This window comes from Streptomyces olivochromogenes (assembly GCF_021538895.1).
GTDB lineage: Bacteria > Actinomycetota > Actinomycetes > Streptomycetales > Streptomycetaceae > Streptomyces > Streptomyces olivochromogenes_A.
Genome location: NZ_JADDRL010000151.1, coordinates 1 through 20347 on the forward strand (window position 1 = coordinate 1; position 20347 = coordinate 20347).

Consider the following 20347-nt stretch of genomic DNA (forward strand, 5'->3'; position numbering starts at 1 on the left):
TGGCCGGGGTTTCCGGTCGGGCACTCGATTGGGGCACCCGGGCGGGATGGCCTCGGCGGTGGGCTTGATGTCGGGTGGGCGACTGGGGGCCGGGTTGCGTGTCCGGTGGCCGGTAGCGCGTTCCTGATGTGGGGAGGCCGGTGTGGGTGCCGGGTGGCTGGTGGCTGGTGTCAGGTGACCGACGGCAGGTGCCGGGTGCCCGATCGCGGGTCCCCCGTACCGCCCGACCGTCGACGGGGAGACCGATCGCCCGTCACCGGCGGGCGTGCCCCAGACTTGAACCATGACGATTCACGAGAACCTTCTCGGGGGCCCGCCCCCGACCCACCTCCCCGACGACCCCGAGCCGCGTGAGCTCCTCGCCCAGGGCACCGCGCCGGCGGACGTCGCCGCCCAGTACCCCACCTCCTCGCTCGCCTGGGCCCAGCTGGCCGACGACGCGTTCGAGCGGGGCTCGGTCGTCGAGTCGTACGCATACGCCCGTACGGGCTACCACCGCGGCCTGGACTCCCTGCGCCGCAACGGCTGGAAGGGCCACGGGCCCGTCCCCTGGGAGCACGAGCCGAACCGCGGCTTCCTGCGCGCCCTGCACGCCCTCGCCCGCGCCGCGCAGGCGATCGGCGAGCAGGAGGAGTACGAGCGCTGCTCGCAGTTCCTGAAGGACTCGTCGCCGACGGCGGCCCAGACCCTGGGCTGAGCGGCGCTCGCGGTGTGGCCCGTCTGGCACTGGACGGGCCTTGCCGTAACCGGGGGTATTACGGAGGATGCCGGTGGGGACCGGGGCCCCCGTGCCGGAATCGGCAGGGGCGGACCGCTACCCGGAGCAACATCAGGAGACAGCGATGTCCCAACAGGCTCATCAGTCCCCCGAGACTCAGGAGCCCGAGACTCCGCATCTCGACTTCGCGGGCACGACGCCGTACGAGGACTACGTCAAGGCGGACGTGCTCACCCACCTCCAGCACACCCTCTCCGACGATCCCGGAGAGATGGTCTTCCTCGTCACCACCCAGGTGATGGAGCTGTGGTTCACGGTCATCGTCCACGAGTGGGAGACCGCGGCGGAGGCGCTGCGTTCGGACGACGTGCCGACGGCCGTCGCCGCGCTGAAGCGCTCCGTACGGGAACTGGACGCGCTCAACGCCTCCTGGAGGCCGCTCGGCCAGCTGACGCCGGCGCAGTTCAACGCGTACCGCAGCGCGCTGGGCGAGGGCTCCGGCTTCCAGTCGGCGATGTACCGCCGCATGGAGTTCCTGCTCGGCGAGAAGTCCGCGTCCATGCTGGTCCCGCACCGGGGCGCGCCGCGCGTCCACGCGGAACTGGAGAAGGCCCTGCACGAGCCCAGCCTGTACGACGAGGTCGTACGGCTCCTCGCCCGGCGCGGCCACGCGATCCCGGCGTCCGTCCTGCACCGTGACGTCGCCCAGCGCTACGAGTCCTCACAGGCCGTGGAGTCGGCGTGGACGGCGGTCTACTCCGGCGACCAGGACGCCGAACTCGCCCGGTTGGGCGAGGCGCTGACGGACGTGGCCGAGCTGGTCTGGCGCTGGCGCAACGACCACCTGGTCGCCACCCGCCGCGCGATGGGCGCGAAGTCCGGTACGGGCGGTTCGGCCGGGGTGGCCTGGCTGGAGAAGCGCGCCCGCAAGAACGTGTTCCCCGAGCTGTGGACGGCGAGGTCCCATGTCTGACGTGAGGGAACTCGCCGCCAGGGCGGAGAAGCTGGACGCGGCGGACGAACTGGCGCCGCTGCGCTCCCGGTTCGTCCTGGACGACGTCGTGTACCTGGACGGCAACTCGCTGGGCGCGCTGCCGGCGAACGTGCCGGGCCGGATCGAGGACGTGGTCCGCCGCCAGTGGGGCGAACTGCGCATCCGTTCCTGGGACGAGAGCGGCTGGTGGACCGCGCCGGAACGCATCGGCGACCGGATCGCCCCGCTGGTCGGGGCGGCGCCCGGGCAGATCGTGGTGGGTGACTCCACCAGCGTCAACGTGTTGAAGGCGCTGGTGGGCGGGGTGCGCCTGGCCCGCCTCGCCCAGGGTCCGGGCCGGGACGAGATCGTGGTCGACGCGACGACGTTCCCCACGGACGGCTACATCGCGCAGTCGGCGGCCCGGCTCACCGGCTGCACCCTGCGCCCGGTGACCCCGGCTCAGGTGCCGGGAGTGCTGGGCGAGCGAACGGCCGCCGTCCTGCTGAACCACGTCGACTACCGCACGGGCCGCCTGCACGACCTGCCCGGTCTGACGGCGGCCGTCCACGCGGTGGGCGCGATCGCCGTCTGGGACCTGTGCCACAGCGCGGGCGCGCTGCCGGTGGGGCTCGACGAGCACGGGGTGGACCTGGCCGTCGGCTGCACCTACAAGTACCTGAACGGCGGCCCGGGTTCACCGGCGTACCTGTACGTGCGCCAGGACGTGCAGGACCGCTTCGACTCGCCGCTGCCCGGCTGGAACTCGCACGCCGACCCCTTCGGCATGCGGCCGGACTTCGAGCCGGCGGCGGGTGCCCTGCGCGGCCGGGTCGGCACCCCGGACATCCTCTCCATGCTCGCCCTGGAGGCCGCGCTGGAGGTCTGGGAGGACGTGGACGTCGCCGCCGTGCGCGCCAAGTCCCTGGCCCTCACGGACTTCTTCCTGGAGTGCGTGACGTCGTACGTCCCGGACGGTCTGGTCGAGTCGCTGACTCCGGCGGCCCACGGTGAGCGCGGCAGCCAGGTCGCGCTGCGCTGTTCCCCCAAGCTCTCAACTTCGTTCGAGCAGGGAGGTACCCCCATCGCGGGCGCCGTGATGAAGCGGCTCATCGAGCGGGGCGTGGTCGGCGACTTCCGGCACCCCGACGTGCTCCGCTTCGGCTTCACGCCGCTGTACGTGGGCTTCGGGGACGCGGAGCGGGCGGCCCGGGTGCTGGGGGAGGAGCTCCGCTAGCGGACCCCGTAGGGCGGCGGACGGCATACAGAACCGTTTACCCTCACCGTGCGTGACATCCCCGTGTCCCCGCACGTCACCGGCCTGATACCGTCCCCGCCAACGGCCGACGTCTCACCTGGTCCGCCAAACCCGTTTCATCGCTGAGAGGTTGGAGCATGCCGGACGACGCCGCAGCAGCCCGCGCCGCCGCCGAGGAGGAGTCGGCCTTCTCCCACCCGCCCGTCGACCCCGACGCGACCGCGACGTACGGCGACCACCCGGACCAGGTGATCGACTTCTACGCCCCGCGCGGCGCCGAGCCCGCGTCACCGGCCTCCCCCGCCCCGCTCGTCGTGCTCCTGCACGGCGGTGCCTGGCGCGCTCCGTACGACCGCCGGCACATCACCCCCTTCGCCGACTACCTGGCCCGCCGCGGCTTCGCCGTGGCCAACGTCGAGTACCGCCGGGGCGCCGTGATCCCGGCCCAGGGCGGCGAGGGCGCGGTCGCAGGCCGCTGGCCGGACACCTTCGACGACGTGGCCGCCGCCCTGGACGCGCTTCCCGCGCTCGCAGGGGAACTCCTCCCGCAGGCAGACTCCCGCCGCACGGTGATCACCGGTCACTCGGCGGGCGGCCACCTGGCGCTGTGGGCAGCGGCCCGCCACGTCCTGCCCGCCGACGCCCCCTGGCGCACGCACCAGCCCGCCCCCCTGCGCGGTGTGGTCTCCCTCGCCCCGATCGCCGACTTCGCCGTCGCGGAGAAGCTCGACGTCTGCGGCAACGCGGCGCTCCAACTCCTCGGCGGGGAAGAGAAGTTCGCCGAACGCCGGCCGTACGCCGACCCGGCCCTCCTCCTTCCCACCGGCATCGCGACGACCCTCGTCCAGGGCCGCACGGACCTCGTCGTCCCCCAGGCGGTCGCCGAGTCGTACGCGGAGGCGGCGGCAAAGGCGGGCGAGGTCGTCGGCCTGACCCTCCTTGAGGACGTGGGCCACTTCCCGCTCATCGACCCGGCGGCGGACGCGTGCGCGGTGGTGGCGGAGGAGATCGCCCAACTCGCCTGGTGAACGGGCGAAGGGTGGACGGATCCCGGGTCCCCCGTCATACCCGTAGTACTTGAGAGCTACCCCCAAGGACAGCTCCCAGGCGGGACGCCAACGACAGCCCCCGATTCCTAACTTCCTTGTCAGACAAGCCCGATGGCCGGGCGGACAAGGGGGAGAGCGACGATGGGGCTTGAACCGGGGGAGCAGAGGCCGGGGTGGGTCGGCGTCCGAGACGCGACTGCGGCCGGGGCCGAGCGGAGCGCACGGGCAGCCGAGTTGAACGCTACGGCGGCCGGGGCCGAGCTGAGTACAGCGGCGCAGGCAGCCGCGTCGTACGCACCCGCGGCCGCCGACGGCGAGGAGTCCCCACAGGGGCCACCCGCACCTGACAATGATTCCCGCACGGGTGGTGCGGGTGGTGCGGGTGGGAGCAAACCCGCCGATGGCGAAGCCGAGGCGTCACCCCCACGCCCCCGCACTTGGCACCGAACCCTCCTCGCCACCCTCATAACCGCCGCCGTAGTAATCCCCTTGTCCGCCGCAGCCCGACCGGAGGTCCCCGCTCCGCCTCCCGCCGTCCTTCCCCAGCCGACGGCGACCACCCTGAACGAGGCCTACACGGCCAACAGAGCCAACGCCACCGAGGCCGCCCACATGGCGGCAGCCCACGGCTACCGCCACCGCGCCACCGCGGACCGCGCCATCGCCGCCCGCTCCCGCCAGTTCCTGACCTACGACGGCCGCGGCCCCGGCCGAGCGACAGAGATCCTCGGCGACCTGGCCCACGCCGACCACATAGCGGTCCTGGTCCCCGGCTCCGACACCTCCCTCGACACCTACGCCCGCTTCCACGCGGCAGCGGCCGCCCTCCACACCGAACTCACCCGCACGGCACCCCCGACCACACACGTGGCCGTAGTCGCCTGGCTCGGCTACACCACCCCAGGCACCGTCAGCACAACGGTCACCACCACGGACCGCGCCGACGAGGCCGCCCCCGACCTGCGCGCGTTCATACGGGAGTTGCGCGGCATCGTGGGCCACAAGGCCCAGCTCTCCCTGCTGTGCCACTCCTACGGCTCGGTCGTCTGCGGCCGAGCCGCCCCCGGCCTGGCCGCCGACGACCTCGCACTCATCGGCAGCCCCGGCACCGGCGCCGACACGGCCGCCGCGCTGCACACCCCGGCCCGGGTCTGGGCGGCCCGCGGTTCGAACGACTGGGTGGCCGGCGTACCGCACGTCAGCGCGACCCTCTTCGGCACCACCGTCGGCTTCGGCACCGACCCGGTCTCCCCGGCCTTCGGCGCCCGCGTCTTCGACGCCGCCGACGCCGACCACAGCGGCTACTTCGCCCCGGGCTCGACCGCGCTCACCAACCTGGCCCGGATCGTCCTCGGCGAGACCTCGGAGGTGACCCGTGCGTGAGCCGGCCCCGAACCCCGTGCACCGCGCGCTGACCGGCATACGGCAGGGCGCCCGCCGCGTGGACACCGCCACGCCCGCCTCCCGGGACCGCGCCCTGGACGCCCTGCGGGCGCTGGCGATCCTCGGTGTCGTCCTCGGGCACTGGCTGGTCACCGCCCTGGTTGTGGACGGGGACACGCTGCACACGGCGAGCCCGCTCGGATCCATGCCCTGGCTGGCGCCCGTCTCCTGGGTCTTCCAGACCCTCGCCGTCTTCTTCCTGGTGGGCGGCCATGTGGCCACCCGCGGCCACGCCTCGGCGCGGGCGCGGGGAACGACGTACCCACAGTGGCTGTACGGCCGCCTGTCCCGCCTGTTCCGGCCGGTGGCCGCGCTGCTGGGGCTGTGGGCGGTGGCGGCCGCGGCGCTGCTCGTCTCGGGCGCGCCCCTGGAGACGGTGCACACGCTGGTCAAACTGGCCCTGTCCCCGCTGTGGTTCCTGGTGGTCTTCGCTGCACTGACGGCGGCGACCCCTCTGGTCGCGCGCCTCAATCCGATGTGGCCCCTGGCCGTCGTGCTCCACGTGGACCTGTGGCGGTTCGGCCTGGGCGGCGCCCCTGACTGGCTCGGCTGGGTGAACGTGGCGGCGGGCTGGCTGGTGCCGTACACCCTGGGCGCGGCGTGGGCGCGCGGCGAACTGGATGGCAGGCGGGCGGGCTGGGTCCTGTTTGCCGGCGGCGCGGCGGCCACGGCGGGACTGGTCGCGTGGGCCGGGTATCCGGCGTCGATGGTCGGCGTGCCGGGCGCGGCGGTCTCCAACCTCGACCCGCCGACTCTGGCGGCCGTCACCTTCGGCCTGGCCCAGTGCGGACTGGCCCTGTTGCTGCGCGACCGGCTGCGCCGCGCGATGGGCCGCCCCCTGGCCTGGGCTGCGGTGGCACTGGTGAACCTCTCCGCGATGACGATCTTCCTGTGGCACCAGACCGCCCTCATGGCCACGACGGCCACCGCCCTGCCGACCGGCCGCCGGTCCGGCCTGCACACGCTTCCCGACGATCTGACCTGGGTGGCGGCGCGGTTGGCCTGGCTCCCGGTGTTCGCCCTGGCCCTGACCGTGTGCTGGACGGCCTTCCGTTCCTTCGAACAGGGCCCCCGCCGCCGCGCGGGCCGTCCCTCCCGGCTGGTCCACCGCCACGCCCGCCCTGCGGACGTGAAGGCCTCGCGCCATGCCTAGGGTTGACTCCGTGAACGGCGCGGACCCCAGGACCCCCTCGGACGACGAGCCCGTCTCCGCCACCGAAAGCCGACTTCGCCGTCTGCGCGTCTGGCTCGGCGAACAACCCTCCTCCCAGTCGCCCCCCTTCTCCAGACAGCGCTGGCTGCGCCTGCTGACGTACCTGGCCACCTGCTATCTCGCGCTCGGCATCGCCCTGGCCGGCGGCGGCGAACTGGCCGACGACTACCGCCTCTCCACGGCCCAGGGCATGCTGGCCGGCATCACCCAGGCCGTCGCCGTCGTCCTGGCCCTGCGGCGCCCGGTCCCGGCCTGGGGTCTGTCCCTGGCCCCCGCCCTGCTGACCGCGGTGGTGGCCCGCCCCCACCTGGCGAACACCGCGCTCCCCGGCCCCAACTGGCCCTGGGGAACGCCCACCCTGCTGGCCCACATGGCGGTGCTCCTGCTGCTCGCCGTGCGGGTCCGCACGGCCGGCGCGATCGCGGCGCTGGCGGGGTCCGCCCTGGCGACCTATCTCGTGCAGGGCGTGCTGGGCGCGCAGCGGTACTCCTCGACGGGCGTCGTGGCCGTCATGCTGTTCGCCCTCTCCGTCCTGGTCGGCACCGCTCTGCGCGGCCGCAGCGAGGCACGGAAGCAGCTGGTGGAGCAGACGACGATCACCGCCGAGGAGCGCGCCCGCCGCACCCTGCTGGAGGAGCGCAGCCGGATCGCCCGTGAACTGCACGACGTGGTGGCCCACCACATGTCGGTGATCTCGATCCAGGCCCAGGTCGCCCCGCACCTGGTGGACGACCCCTCCGAGGAGCTGAAGGAGAACCTCGCCGGCATCCGCCAGAACGCGCTGGAGGCGCTGACCGAACTGCGCCGCGTGCTCGGCGTCCTGCGCTCCGAGGAGCCCGACGACCTGCACCATCCGCAGCCCACCCTGGACCGCCTCGACGCCCTCCTGGAGAACACCCGGGCCGCTGGCCTGGACATCGAGACCGACATCAGGGGCGGGCCCACCGCCTACCCGCCGGGTGTCGAACTGTCCGCGTACCGGATCCTCCAGGAGGCGCTGAGCAACGTGCTGCGCCACGCGCCGGGTTCCCAGGTCCGTGTGGAGGTCAGCCACTTCAGGGACGGTGTCCATCTGGGGGTCATCAACTCCCGCCCCGGCCAGGCCGTTCCGGCTTCCGCGGGCAGCGGACACGGCCTGCTGGGGATGCGGGAACGCGCGGCCATGCTGGGCGGCAGCGTCACGGCGACCCCCACCCTGCACGGCGGTTTCATGGTGACGGCGTTCCTCCCCAGGGGCGGCGGCCCCACGACACCACCCGCGTCCGACGACGAAGTCGGCGCGCCCGCAAAAGGAGACGATCGCCCATGACACCCGGCGGACAGAGCATCCGCGTACTCATCGCCGACGACCAGCAGATGGTCCGCCAGGGCTTCACCGTGCTGCTCAACACCCAGCCGGACATCGACGTGGTCGGGCAGGCGGTGGACGGCCTGGACGCGATCGCCAAGGTCGCCGAACTCGCCCCCGACGTGGTGCTGATGGACATCCGGATGCCCGAACTGGGCGGCATCGAGGCCACCCGCCGGCTCATCACCGACGAGTCCGCCGTCAAGGTCCTCGTCCTCACCACCTTCGACCTGGACGAGTACGTCTACGAGGCGCTGCGGGCGGGAGCCTCCGGCTTCCTCCTCAAGGACGCCTCCGCGGACCAGCTCGCCGAGGCGGTCCGCGTGGTCGCCGCCGGTGACGCCCTGCTCGCCCCCGGGATCACCCGGCGTCTGATCGCCGAGTTCGCCCGCCTGGACGGCGGCCACCGCGCCCCGCTCAAACAGCGCGTCGGCGACCTGACGGAACGCGAGACGGAGGTCCTGGCCCTGATCGCCCAGGGCCTGTCGAACGCGGAGATCGCCGAACGGCTGGTGGTGGCCGAACAGACAGTGAAGACGCACGTGGGCCGGATCCTGGTGAAGCTGGGCCTGCGCGACCGCACCCAGGCGGCGGTGTTCGCCTACGAATCGGGGCTGGTCCGCCCCGGAACCCGCTGAAACCCCGTGGCCTGCCCCGCGTAGTACCTGAGAGGGATTCCCAGGGACCCTCTCATTGGTGACGACCGTGACCCGGTCCGCCGCATACCTTTTTCATCGTGACCGAGACGACGCACACGCAGACGACACCGCCGGGCGCAGCCGCCAGGCCGCGCAGCCCGGAGTTCCGGCTTGTCGCGGACGCCCTGCGGGGGCTGCGGCAGGACCTCTTCCACGACGCCTTCGCCTATGTCCCGCTGCCCCGCAAGCGCGTCCACGGCCGGCTGACCCGGCGTCTCGGCGGCCGCCCCCGGGAGTACGCGGCCTGGACACCGCACATGCTGGTCGCGGCCCTGGGCGCGGTGGCGATGCTCAACGGGTTCTGGGGCAGTGGCAGTGGCGGTGGGGCGTCCCTGCTGTGTGGTCTCCTCGCGCTGATTCCGGTCCTGCTGACCCTGGCCCGTCCGGTGGGAGCCTTCTGGCTGTCCCTCGCGGCGACGGCCGTCACCTCGATCGTGAGCTCGTCCTGGGCCGACTGGCCGTGGCTGCCGGGCAGCTTCCTGGCCCATCTCGTGGTGCTCACGGTGGTGGCGATACGGACCCGCCCGCGCACGGCGGCCTGGATGTGGGCGCTGACCGCGGGCTACGGCTTCATCGTCGAGAGCATCCACAGCGGGGGCCAGTACAACACCAACCTCGGCCCGATGCTCGTGCTCTCGGCGATATCCCTGCTGGCCGTCACGGTCTGGCACATACGCCGGGACGCCGTGCAGGAGGTGACCGCCCAGCAGACGGTGACCGCGCACGAGCGCTCACGCCGCACGCTGCTGGAGGAGCGCACCACCATCGCCCGCGAGCTGCACGACGTGGTCGCCCACCACATGTCCGTGGTCGCCATCCAGGCGGAGGCGGCGCCGTACCGGGTGGAGAACCCGCCGCCGGAGCTGGAGAAGGCCTTCGCCACCATCCGGGAGAACGCGGTGGCGGCGCTGACCGAGCTGCGCCGTGTCCTCGGCGTGGTCCGCGCCGAGGACTACGAAGCGCCGGAGGCCCCGCAGCCCACCCTCGCGGAGCTGGACGCCCTGCTCGCCAACGTGCGGGAGGCCGGCCTCGACGTGGAGAAGGTGGTGACCGGCGCGGTGCGCGAACTCCCGCAGGGCGTGGAGCTGTCGGCGTACCGGATCGTCCAGGAGGCGCTGAGCAACACGCTGCGGCACGCGCCCGGGGCGAGCGCCCGCGTCGAGATCGGGTACGTGCTCGGCGGGCTCGGCCTGCGCATAGTCAACGGCCCGCCGCCGGCGCCGAACCTGGTGAAGCCCTCCCCGGGCGCCGGGCACGGCATCACCGGGATGCGGGAGCGCGTCTCCATGCTGAGCGGTGAGATGACGGCCGGCACGGCCGAGGACGGCGGCTACGAGGTGGCGGTGTTCCTGCCGGTCGCCGCCGCGAGCGACGGTGAGGCATGACGATCCGGGTACTGATCGCGGACGATCAGATGATGGTGCGCGAGGGCTTCTCGGTCCTGCTCAACGCGATGCCGGACATCGAGGTCGTCGGCGAGGCCGTCAACGGGCGCGAGGCGGTCGAGCGGGTCCGGGAACTGGCCCCGGACGTCGTGCTCATGGACATCCGGATGCCCGAGCTGAACGGCATCGAGGCGACGCGCGAGATCGTCGCCGCGGACGGCACGGCGAAGGTGCTGGTGCTGACCACGTTCGACCTCGACGAGTACGTGTACCAGGCGCTGCGGGCGGGAGCCTCCGGCTTCCTGCTCAAGGACGCCTCGGCCCGCCAGCTCGCCGACGGGGTACGGGTGGTGGCCTCCGGGGAAGCGCTGCTCGCCCCCTCCGTCACCAGGCGGCTGATCACGGAGTTCTCCCGGCTGTCCGAGCCCCCGCGGCTGCCGGCCACCGCCCAGGCGTCGTACGGCGACCTGACCGAGCGCGAGACGGAGGTGTTGGTCCTCATCGCACAGGGGCTGTCCAACGCGGAGATGGCGGAGAGGCTGGTGGTCGCGGAATCGACGATCAAGACGCACGTGAGCCGGATCCTGGTGAAGCTGGGCCTGCGGGACCGCACCCAGGCGGCGGTGTTCGCCTATGAGGCGAGGCTCGTCACGCCCAGTTGAGACACCCCTGGTCAGGGAGGGGGTGGCCGGGCTAGCGTCCGTCCATGGCAGCCGTTTTCGACCTTGCTTTCGACCCTTGGGACCCGGCGTTCGTCGCCGACCCGTACCCGGCCTATGCCGAGTTGCGGGCGAGGGGCCGTGTGATCCACTACGAACCGACCGACCAGTGGCTGATCCCGCACCACGCGGACGTCTCGGCGCTGCTGAGGGACCGGCGGCTGGGCCGTACCTACCAGCACCGGTTCACGCACGAGGACTTCGGGCGTACGGCGCCGCCGCCGGAGCACGAGCCGTTCCACGTGCTGAACGACCACGGGATGCTCGACCTGGAGCCGCCGGACCACACCCGTATCCGGCGCCTGGTGTCGAAGGCGTTCACGCCGCGCACGGTGGAGCAGCTCAAGCCGTACGTCCGGGAGCTGGCCGGCGATCTCGTCTCGGCGCTGGTGGAGGCGGGCGGCGGCGACCTGCTGACGGACGTCGCGGAGCCGCTGCCGGTCGCGGTGATCGCTCAGATGCTGGGCATCCCCGAGTCGGACCGCGCGCAGCTGCGCCCCTGGTCGGCGGACATCTGCGGGATGTACGAGCTGAACCCGTCGCAGGACACGGCGGCGAAGGCGGTGCGGGCGTCGGTCGAGTTCTCCGACTACCTGCGGGAGCTGATCGCGGCCCGCCGCAGGGAGCCCGGCGAGGACCTGATCTCCGGTCTGATCGCGGCGCACGACGAGGGTGACCGGCTGACGGAACAGGAGATGATCTCCACGGCCGTCCTGCTCCTGAACGCCGGCCACGAGGCCACGGTCAACGCGACGGTGAACGGCTGGTGGGCCCTGTTCCGCAACCCGGCCCAGCTGGCCGCCCTCCGCGCGGACCACTCCCTGATCCCCTCGGCCATCGAGGAGCTGATGCGCTACGACACCCCGCTGCAGCTCTTCGAGCGCTGGGTCCTGGACGAGATCGAGATCGACGGCACGACGATCCCGAGGGGCGCGGAGATCGCCATGCTCTTCGGCTCCGCCAACCACGACCCGTCCGTCTTCACCGCCCCCGACCGACTCGACCTCACCCGCGAGGACAACCCCCACATCTCCTTCAGCGCCGGCATCCACTACTGCATCGGCGCCCCCCTGGCCCGTATCGAACTGGCGGCCTCGATGACGGCCCTCCTGGAGAAGGCCCCGACCCTGATCCTGGCGGCAGAGCCGACGAGGAAGCCGAACTTCGTGATCCGGGGGCTGGACGGGTTGAGCGTCGAGGTGGGGTGATCACCCGTTCGGCTGATCGCCGAGTGATTCCACACGATCGTCGCGGACGACTCGTCACGCTGGTGCCGGCCTGCGAAGGGGGCACCATGACAGGCACGGGCCAGATGTCGGTGGACGAGTTCGAGCAGGTCGCCGCGTTTGTCGAACGGGAGATCGAGACCGTCAGGCTTGAGTTCATCGACGGACGGATCGGGCTCAGGAAAGCGTCGGACGGCACCCACGGCACGGTCGTCATGTGGCTGGTCCACCAGTGGATGCGGGCCAGTCCTGAATTCCACCTCTACCCCTGTCGGGGGCTGAAGGTGGAGGCGCATCGCCTGGGCCGGGTCCTGCCGGACGGAGTTCTCGCACCAGTCGGCCACTTCACGGGGCATGGCGACTGGTCTGACCCCGACGGCGTGCTCATGGCTGTCGAGGTCACGTCGCACGACTCGTACACGCACCACCGCGACCGTGTGGTGAAGGTCTGTGCCTACGCGGGCACGGGCATCCCGGTCTACTTGCTGATCGACCGGCACAACCGCTCGGTCCTCGTGCACACCGACCCCGATCAGGAGGACGGATACCGGAACATTCATACGGTGAGGCTCGGTGGCAAAGTCGCCCTTCCTGCCCCCGTGGGCATCGAGCTCGACACCGAGGAGCTCAAGCAGTACGTCGACTGAGGGGCACCGTCACGTCGTCATGTCCCGGCTCCGCAACCCCGCCAGTCCTCCACCCACCAGCATCATGGCCAGCCCCATCAGAATCAGTACCGGAGGCCACTCCATTCCTCCGCCCGGCAGCTTCGGGAGGTGGCCGAACGGGGACAGGTCCAGCATGATCCGCGGGGCGTTCAGGGCCGGGCCCACCCAGCCGATCAGGAGGACCGCCACGGCGATGCCCCAGGAGGCGGGGGCCAGGCGGGGGGCCAGGCCGTACAGCAGGACCGCCGCGCCGCCGATCACCCATACCGCCGGGACCTGGACCAGGCAGGCGCCCAGGATCGGGCCGATCTCCTTGCCGTAGCCGACGGCGAAGCCCAGGCCCGCGAGGAGCATGATCAGCGCCGAGCCGCCGAAGGCGATCACCAGATGGCCGGCGGCCCAGCGCAGGCGGCCCACCGCGCACGCCAGCAACGGTTCCGCCCGGCCGGAGGTCTCCTCGCCGTTCAGGCGCAGCACCGACGCCACCACGTACAGCGAGGCGATCAGGCCCAGCATCCCCACCATCGACGCGAGGAATGCGTCCGTGAGGCCGCTCAGGCCGCCCATCCGCTCGAAGATCTCCCGCGCCTTGTCGTTGTCGCGGACCAGGTCGGCCGCGCCGTCCGTCAGCCCGCCGTACACCACCCCGGCGAGGAAGAAGCCGACCGACCAGCCGAGCACGCCGCCCCGCTGGAGCCGCCAGGCCAGGGCGCCCGCCGTGCCGAGGCGGCCGGTGGGCGGGCCGGGCCGGGTGGGCAGGAAGCTCATGCCCACGTCCCGGCGGCCCGCCAGCTCGTAGGCGACCACGGCCTGCACGGCCACCGCCGCCGCGAACAGCAGCAGCACCCACCAGCGCTCGCCCGCGAAGGAGCGCTGGTTCTCCAGCCAGCCCAGCGGGGACAGCCAGGTCAGTACGGACGAGCCTCCCCCAGTGCCGAAAGCCTGGGAGGTGCCCCCATCCGTCGCGGAGTCGCCCGCCGCGCGCAGCACGAAGGCCGCGCCCAGCACCGCCGCCGTCAGTCCGCGGGCCAGCCGTGCGCTCTGGGTCAGCTGGGCGGCGATCGCCGCCATCGTGGCGAAGACCATGCCGACGCCGGCGAGCCCGAGCCCGAAGGACAGGGCGCCGGACGCCCCCTGCCCGGCCAGGCCCGCCGTGATCAGCAGGGCCAGCACCGCGTTCGCCGCGGCCGCCGTGAGCAGCGCCGCCGTGAGGGAGGCGCGCCGGCCCACCGTGCCCGAGGCCACCAGCTCCTGCCGGCCGCTCTCCTCCTCGTCCCGGGTGTGCCGTACGACGATCAGCAGGCTCATCACGGCGCCGAGCGCGGCCGCGTAGATGCCGACGCGCCACGCCGTCAGCGCGCCGATCGAGGTGTCGAAGACCGGGCCGATCAGCGCGCGGAAGGAGGCGTTGGTTTCCATCTGCCGCACCAGGTCGGCGCGTTCGGCGGTGGTGCCGTACAGGCCTTTGAGCGTGTTCGGCATGGAGAGGACCATGAGCGCGTTCACCGCGATCCAGACCGGGATCATCACCCGGTCGCGACGCAGCGCGAAGCGCAACAGGGTGCCGGTGCCGGCCAGTTGGCGCGAGCCGCGCGGCGCCCGGGTCGCAAGCGTGGTCATCGGGCCACCTCGTCCTGGTAGTGACGCAGGAAGAGTTCCTCCAGCGTCGGCGGGGTCGAGGTCAGCGAGCGCACCCCCGACTCGCTCAACTGCCGCAGTACGCCGTCCAGCTGGTCGGTGTCGACCTGCAGACGGACCCGGCGGCCCCGCACGTCGAGGTCGTGGACGCCGGGCAGGTGCGCCAGCCCGTTGGGCGGGCCCGCGAGTTCGGCGGTCACGCTGGTGCGGGTGAGGTGGCGCAGGTCGGCGAGCGATCCGGTCTCGACCGTACGGCCCTTGCGGATGATGCTGACCCGGTCGCAGAGCTCCTCGACCTCGCTCAAGATGTGCGAGGAGAGCAGGATCGTACGGCCGCGGTCGCGTTCCTCCTCCACGCAGCGCTGGAACACCTCCTCCATCAGCGGGTCCAGGCCCGAGGTCGGCTCGTCCAGGATCAGCAGGTCGACGTCGGAGGCGAAGGCGGCGACCAGGGCGACCTTCTGCCGGTTGCCCTTCGAGTACGTGCGGCCCTTCTTGGTGGGGTCCAGCTCGAAGCGCTCGATCAGCTCCGCCCGGCGCCGGGGGGCGAGGCCCCCGCGCAGGCGGCCGTACAGGTCGATGACCTCGCCGCCGGAGAGGTTGCGCCACAGGGTGACGTCGCCGGGGACGTAGGCGATCCGGCGGTGCACCTCCACCGCGTCCGTCCACGGGTCGCGGCCAAGCATCTGCGCGGCGCCCGCGTCGGCGCGCAACAGCCCGAGCAGCACCCGGATGGTGGTGGACTTGCCCGAGCCGTTCGGGCCGAGGAAGCCGTGGACCTCGCCGGTCTCGACGTCCAGGTCGAGGCCGTCCAGGGCGTGTGTGCTGCCGAACGACTTGCGCAGTCCGGAGACGGTGATTGCCTTCGTCATGGCTCAGAACGTACGCTTCTTTCAGAAATTTGTGAAGTTAAGGAAGTGCATGAAGCTCCGGTAGGGTGATCGCATGACGGAATCAGCCGGTGGCCGGCGGGACGCGGAGGCCGTGTCGCAGTTCGTCGAGTCCTTCGCGGCGCAGCTCGTCGAGGCCGGGATGCAGCGGATGCCCGCCCGGGTCTTCGCCGCGCTCCTGTCCTGCGACGACGGTGCCCTGACCTCCGCCGAACTGGGCGAACAGCTCCAGGTCAGCCCCGCCGCCGTCTCCGGCGCGGTGCGCTACCTGGCGCAGCAGCACATGGTGTCCCGCGAGCGCGAGCCCGGCTCGCGGCGGGAGCGCTACCGCGTGCACAGCAACCAGTGGTACGAGGCCCTGACCAACCGCGAGGCCGTCCTCAAGCGGTGGGAGGGGGCGCTGCGCGACGGCGTCCACAGCCTCGGCGCGGACACGCCCGCGGGACGCCGCATGGCCGAGACCCTCGCCTTCTTCGAGTTCGTCGACGGCGAGATCGCGGCCATGATGGAGCGCTGGCGGGTGCACCGGGAGAAGACCTTCGGGCAGGGCTGACCCGCAGGTCCCCGCCGGCTGCCGGGCTCCCGCGCCGCGCCTCCCGCACCGCGCCACCCGCCTCCCGCCTCACGCCGAGGGCAACGTGAGACCCCAGGCGCCTTCCACCACCCGCCACGTCCGCCGTCGCACCGGTCCTGACACGGCCGAGTCCGCCCGGTAGCGGAAATCCGCCCCGGCGACGGTCACCGTCTGCCCGGAGACCCGCAGCGGGGTCGCCTCCGCGCCCACCGACAGGGGCCGTACCTCCACCGAGGCCATCCCGCCCGTACCCGGGGCCACCGACACCGTCTCCACCGGCTGGTCCAGGTCCACGACCGTCTCGCCGTCGACCTCGACGCGGAGCCGGGAGGGGCCCGGGCAGGGTACGGAGGCGAGGCGGGCCGGGCGGGGGGCCAGGTTGCGGACCAGGGAGCGGTACGTCGTGCGCAGCCACGGCCGCCCCGAGGCGACGCTCACCGGCTCGGCGGCCGCCGCCCGCACCGGCGCCGGCGGAATGCCCAGCGTGCCCAGCACCACCCCGTCGCTGTCGTCGACCAGCAGGTCCAGTTGCCGCGCGGCCCCGTCCAGCACGGCCCGCGCCGCCGCCACCGCACCCGCCGGCACCCCGAGGGCCTCCGCCAGGGCCGCCTGCCCGACCGGCACCACCGACAGCACGCATCCGGCCAGGTCCCGCTGCCGGTGCAAATGGGACACCGCCCGGACCAGAGCGCGGTCGTCGCCGACGACCACCGGCCGCCGGGACCCGCGCCGGGCCAGTGCCCGGGCGAATTCCTCGGGACCGTCCGGCAGACACACCTTGGTCGCCGCACCCGCGCTGAGCACGTCTTTCGCGATCCGTACGGACTCGCCGTCCGTCTGCCGGGCTGCCGGATCGATGACCACCAGCAGCTGATCGGACGTCGCGAAAGTCGCCACCTCGGTCCTGCCTCGCTTCCTCGGGTAGCATCTTTGTGCAAGAGCCCCTTGCGCTATTGCGCCAGGGGCTTCGTCTATTCCGGGGCATCCGGTCCGACGGTTGTGCGACCAATGGCGGTCGCGGTGGTACGCGGCGGTGAACCTTACGCCCACGCCCCTGACCTTGGACATGCCCCGCCCGGAAGGGGTGTACGCGCGTGCCCGCACTTGTGCTGCTCGGTGCTCAGTGGGGTGACGAAGGCAAGGGGAAGGCCACCGACCTGCTCGGTGGCTCGGTGGATTATGTAGTGCGCTACCAGGGCGGCAACAACGCCGGCCACACGGTCGTCGTGGGCGACCAGAAGTATGCACTCCACCTGCTCCCTTCCGGAATCCTCTCGCCCGGTTGTACGCCGGTCATCGGCAACGGTGTCGTCGTCGACCCGTCGGTCCTGCTCTCCGAGCTGAGCGGTCTGAACGAGCGTGGCGTCGACACGTCCAAGCTCCTGATCAGCGGTAACGCGCACATCATCACGCCGTACAACGTGACCGTCGACAAGGTGACGGAACGCTTCCTCGGCAAGCGCAAGATCGGTACGACCGGCCGCGGCATCGGCCCGACCTACGCCGACAAGATCAACCGCGTCGGCATCCGGGTCCAGGACCTGTACGACGAGTCGATCCTGCAGCAGAAGGTCGAGGCGGCGCTCGACGTCAAGAACCAGCTGCTCACCAAGCTGTACAACCGGCGCGTCATCTCCGCCGACCAGGTGGTCGAGGAACTGCTGGGCTACGCCGAGCAGATCAAGCCCTACGTCACCGACACCGTCCTGGTCCTGAACCAGGCGCTGGAGGAGAACAAGGTCGTCCTGTTCGAGGGCGGTCAGGGCACCCTGCTCGACATCGACCACGGCACGTACCCCTTCGTGACGTCCAGCAACCCCACCGCGGGCGGCGCCTGCACCGGTGCGGGCGTGGGCCCCACGAAGATCAGCCGGGTCATCGGCATCCTCAAGGCGTACACCACCCGCGTCGGCGCCGGTCCGTTCCCGACGGAGCTGTTCGACGAGGACGGCGAGGCGCTGCGCCGCATCGGCGGCGAGCGGGGTGTGACCACGGGCCGCGACCGCCGCTGCGGCTGGTTCGACGCCGTGATCGCCCGCTACGCGACCCGCGTCAACGGCCTCACCGACTTCTTCCTCACCAAGCTGGACGTGCTGACCGGCTGGGAGCAGATCCCGGTCTGTGTGGCGTACGAGATCGACGGCAAGCGGGTCGAGGAGCTGCCGTACTCGCAGACGGACTTCCACCACGCGAAGCCGGTCTACGAGACGCTGCCGGGCTGGTCGGAGGACATCACCAAGGCCAAGTCCTTCTCGGACCTGCCGAAGAACGCCCAGAACTACGTCAAGGCGCTGGAGGAGATGTCCGGCGCCCCGATCTCCGCGATCGGCGTGGGCCCGGGCCGGGACGAGACGATCGAGATCAACTCGTTCCTGTAAGTCGCTTGAAAGCACGGCGCCTTGGGCCGGTCATGGACATCCTTGACCGGCCCATGGGCTGCTCCTGGTTCCGCCCGGATCCGGCGGAGGGCAAGCATCTACGCGGGTAGTTGCCGTCCCTCCTCCCTCTCCCAGTTCAGGAGCCCCGTATGTCCGTCCCTCCCATGAACCGCCGGCAGTTCATGCAGAAGTCGGCCGTCACCGGTGCCGCCGTCGCCGCAGCCGGGGCGGTCGGCACCGGTACCGCCGAGGCCGCCGACCCCGGCCCCGAAAAGGCGCCCCGCACCTGGTCGTTCTCCATCCTCGGCACCACCGACCTGCACAGCCACGTCTTCGACTGGGACTACTACAAGGACGCGGCCTACAGCGACAAGGCGGGCAACTCCGTCGGCGTGGCCCGCGTGGCCACCCTCATCAAGCAGCAGCGCGAGGCCAAGGGCGAGCACCGCGTGCTGCTCGTCGACGCCGGCGACATCATCCAGGGCACCTCCCTGGCCTACTACTTCGCGCGCGTCGACCCCATCACCGGCACCGACGGCAAGCGCGGCCCCCAGCACCCGATGGCCGTCGCCATGAACCACATGCGCTACGACGCCGCGGCCCTCGGCAACCACGAGTTCAACTACGGCATCGACGTGCTGCGCAGGTTCGAGAGCCAGTGCCGCTTCCCGCTGCTCGGCGCCAACGCCCTGGACGCGAAGACGCTCCGGCCCGCCTTCCGGCCGTACACCGTGAAGCGGATCTGCGTGCCGGGCGCCCCGGACATCAAGGTCGGCATCCTCGGCCTGACCAACCCCGGTATCGCGCTGTGGGACAAGGACAACGTCAGCGGAAAGATGGTCTTCCCGGGCCTCGTCGAGCAGGCGAAGAAGTACGTGCCGCGGCTGCGCGCCCTCGGCTGCGACGTCGTCTTCCTGACCGACCACTCCGGCCTGGACGGCTCGTCCTCGTACGGCGACGCGCTCCCGTACACCGAGAACGCCTCCAACCTGGTCGCCGAGCAGGTCCCCGGCATCGACGCGATCCTCGTCGGCCACACCCACGTCGAAGTCCCGTCGTACACGGTGAAGAACGCGGAGACCGGCGAGGAGGTCCTCCTCTCCGAGCCGTACTGCTGGGGCTACCGCCTCAGCGTCTTCGACTTCGAGCTGGAACTGCACCATGGGCAGTGGAAGGTGACGAGCAAGAAGGCGCAGACCCTCAACCCCAAGGACGTGGCGGAGGACCCGGAGATCACCCGGCTCCTCACGGCGGACCACGACCTCGTGGTCAAGTACGTCAACACGGCGGTCGGCACCTGTACCGAGGACCTCTCGGCGGCCGAGTCCTGCTGGAAGGACGTGCCGATCATGGACTTCATCCACAAGGTCCAGATGGACACGGTGAAGGCGGGACTGTCCGCGGCGGACGCGGCGCTCCCGCTGATCTCCGTGGCCGCGCCCTTCAGCCGCACGGCCGACATCCCCAAGGGCAGCGTGACCATCAAGGACATCGCCGGGCTCTACATCTACGACAACACCCTGTACGGCAAGAAGCTCACCGGCGCCCAGCTCAAGGCTTACCTGGAGTACGCGGCGAAGTACTACCACCAGGTCCCGGCCGGCACGAAGGTCGACACCGCGACCCTCACCAACGCCAACAACTTCTGGGACTACATGTACGACACCGCGGCGGGCGTCTCCTATGAGATCGACATCGCCCAGGCCGAGGGCTCCCGGATCAAGAACCTGACCTACAAGGGCGCTCCGGTCGCCGACGACCAGGTCTTCGTCGTGGCGGTCAACAACTACCGGGCGAACGGCGGTTCGGGGTACCCGCACATCGCCTCGGCGCCGAACGCGTACAGCTCGACGAACGAGATCCGCCAGCTGATGATCGACTACGTGACGGCGAAGAAGACCCTCGACCCGGCGGACTTCGCGGCCGTCGACTGGAAGCTGACCCAGGCCGGAACGCCGGTGTTCTGAGCCGCCCTTGTGAGCGGGAGGGCGCCCCGTGCGGGCGCCCTCCTCGTCCGGCCGCTCGGCGTCGGGCCGTTCAGCTGAAGACGATCATCGAGCCCTGCGCCAGGGACCGCGTCGCGGCCGCGTGCAGGCCGAGCCACACGTGCCGCTCGCGGGCGAACGGACTGGGGTCGTACGGCGCCGGAACGGCCGGCTCCTCCAGCTC

At 71.7% G+C, this 20347-nt stretch carries 18 protein-coding genes; 15 read left to right on the top strand and 3 right to left on the bottom strand.

Annotated features, from left to right (window positions below):
* Positions 1 to 283: 283 nt before the first annotated feature.
* The 12 genes from IPZ69_RS41940 (at position 284) to IPZ69_RS41995 (ending at position 12677) form a co-directional block, all read left to right on the top strand.
* Complete coding sequence (locus IPZ69_RS41940) at positions 284 to 697, top strand: DUF3151 domain-containing protein (protein ID WP_235460066.1); 414 nt, start codon at positions 284 to 286, stop codon at positions 695 to 697.
* Positions 698 to 842: 145 nt separating this feature from the next.
* Positions 843 to 1691: a tryptophan 2,3-dioxygenase family protein gene (locus IPZ69_RS41945; protein ID WP_235460068.1), complete on the top strand. Its 849-nt coding sequence runs from the start codon at positions 843 to 845 to the stop codon at positions 1689 to 1691.
* Positions 1684 to 2928, top strand: a complete 1245-nt coding sequence (gene kynU / locus IPZ69_RS41950; protein WP_235460070.1) for a kynureninase — start codon at positions 1684 to 1686, stop codon at positions 2926 to 2928. Before IPZ69_RS41945 ends, kynU begins: the two co-directional genes overlap by 8 nt.
* 158 nt (positions 2929 to 3086) lie before the next feature.
* Entirely contained in the window at positions 3087 to 3977 is an 891-nt protein-coding gene (locus IPZ69_RS41955; protein WP_235460072.1) for an alpha/beta hydrolase, read from the top strand.
* A gap of 504 nt (positions 3978 to 4481) precedes the next feature.
* Positions 4482 to 5381, top strand: coding sequence for an alpha/beta hydrolase (locus tag IPZ69_RS41960; protein ID WP_374295745.1), 900 nt, complete (start codon positions 4482 to 4484; stop codon positions 5379 to 5381).
* On the top strand, positions 5374 to 6594 hold the full coding sequence (locus tag IPZ69_RS41965; RefSeq protein WP_235460074.1) for an acyltransferase family protein: 1221 nt from the start codon (positions 5374 to 5376) through the stop codon (positions 6592 to 6594). Before IPZ69_RS41960 ends, IPZ69_RS41965 begins: the two co-directional genes overlap by 8 nt.
* Positions 6587 to 7963 (top strand): sensor histidine kinase, encoded by a 1377-nt coding sequence (locus IPZ69_RS41970; RefSeq protein ID WP_235460076.1) that lies wholly within the window; start codon positions 6587 to 6589, stop codon positions 7961 to 7963. The genes IPZ69_RS41965 and IPZ69_RS41970 overlap by 8 nt, the downstream gene beginning before the upstream one ends.
* A complete protein-coding gene (locus IPZ69_RS41975) occupies positions 7960 to 8640 on the top strand; it encodes a response regulator (protein WP_235460077.1) in 681 nt (226 codons plus the stop codon). The genes IPZ69_RS41970 and IPZ69_RS41975 overlap by 4 nt, the downstream gene beginning before the upstream one ends.
* Before the next feature lie 98 nt (positions 8641 to 8738).
* Positions 8739 to 10085 carry a sensor histidine kinase gene (locus IPZ69_RS41980; RefSeq protein WP_235460079.1) on the top strand — a complete coding sequence of 449 codons (1347 nt, stop codon included), beginning with the start codon at positions 8739 to 8741 and terminating at the stop codon, positions 10083 to 10085.
* The gene (locus tag IPZ69_RS41985; protein WP_235460080.1) at positions 10082 to 10747 is read left to right on the top strand and encodes a response regulator; all 666 of its coding nucleotides are present in this window, start codon (positions 10082 to 10084) and stop codon (positions 10745 to 10747) included. Before IPZ69_RS41980 ends, IPZ69_RS41985 begins: the two co-directional genes overlap by 4 nt.
* Positions 10748 to 10791: 44 nt before the next feature.
* Positions 10792 to 12012, top strand: coding sequence for a cytochrome P450 (locus IPZ69_RS41990; protein ID WP_235460082.1), 1221 nt, complete (start codon positions 10792 to 10794; stop codon positions 12010 to 12012).
* Positions 12013 to 12116: 104 nt separating this feature from the next.
* Complete coding sequence (locus tag IPZ69_RS41995) at positions 12117 to 12677, top strand: Uma2 family endonuclease (RefSeq protein WP_235460100.1); 561 nt, start codon at positions 12117 to 12119, stop codon at positions 12675 to 12677.
* Positions 12678 to 12686: 9 nt separating this feature from the next.
* Here IPZ69_RS41995 and IPZ69_RS42000 read toward each other — a convergent pair whose 3' ends face one another.
* Positions 12687 to 14318, bottom strand: coding sequence for an ABC transporter permease (locus IPZ69_RS42000; protein ID WP_235460084.1), 1632 nt, complete (start codon positions 14316 to 14318; stop codon positions 12687 to 12689).
* Complete coding sequence (locus tag IPZ69_RS42005) at positions 14315 to 15208, bottom strand: ABC transporter ATP-binding protein (RefSeq protein ID WP_235460087.1); 894 nt, start codon at positions 15206 to 15208, stop codon at positions 14315 to 14317. The genes IPZ69_RS42000 and IPZ69_RS42005 overlap by 4 nt, the downstream gene beginning before the upstream one ends.
* Before the next feature lie 73 nt (positions 15209 to 15281).
* On the opposite strand from IPZ69_RS42005, the gene IPZ69_RS42010 reads away from it, so the two are divergent.
* The gene (locus tag IPZ69_RS42010; RefSeq protein WP_235460089.1) at positions 15282 to 15779 is read left to right on the top strand and encodes a GbsR/MarR family transcriptional regulator; all 498 of its coding nucleotides are present in this window, start codon (positions 15282 to 15284) and stop codon (positions 15777 to 15779) included.
* Between the two features lie 69 nt (positions 15780 to 15848).
* Here IPZ69_RS42010 and IPZ69_RS42015 read toward each other — a convergent pair whose 3' ends face one another.
* Positions 15849 to 16697, bottom strand: a complete 849-nt coding sequence (locus tag IPZ69_RS42015; RefSeq protein ID WP_235460091.1) for a diacylglycerol kinase — start codon at positions 16695 to 16697, stop codon at positions 15849 to 15851.
* A gap of 197 nt (positions 16698 to 16894) precedes the next feature.
* Between IPZ69_RS42015 and IPZ69_RS42020 the strand changes: the two genes are divergently transcribed.
* Entirely contained in the window at positions 16895 to 18178 is a 1284-nt protein-coding gene (locus tag IPZ69_RS42020; protein ID WP_235460094.1) for an adenylosuccinate synthase, read from the top strand.
* Between the two features lie 149 nt (positions 18179 to 18327).
* Complete coding sequence (locus tag IPZ69_RS42025) at positions 18328 to 20145, top strand: bifunctional metallophosphatase/5'-nucleotidase (protein WP_235460096.1); 1818 nt, start codon at positions 18328 to 18330, stop codon at positions 20143 to 20145.
* Positions 20146 to 20347: the final 202 nt, after the last annotated feature.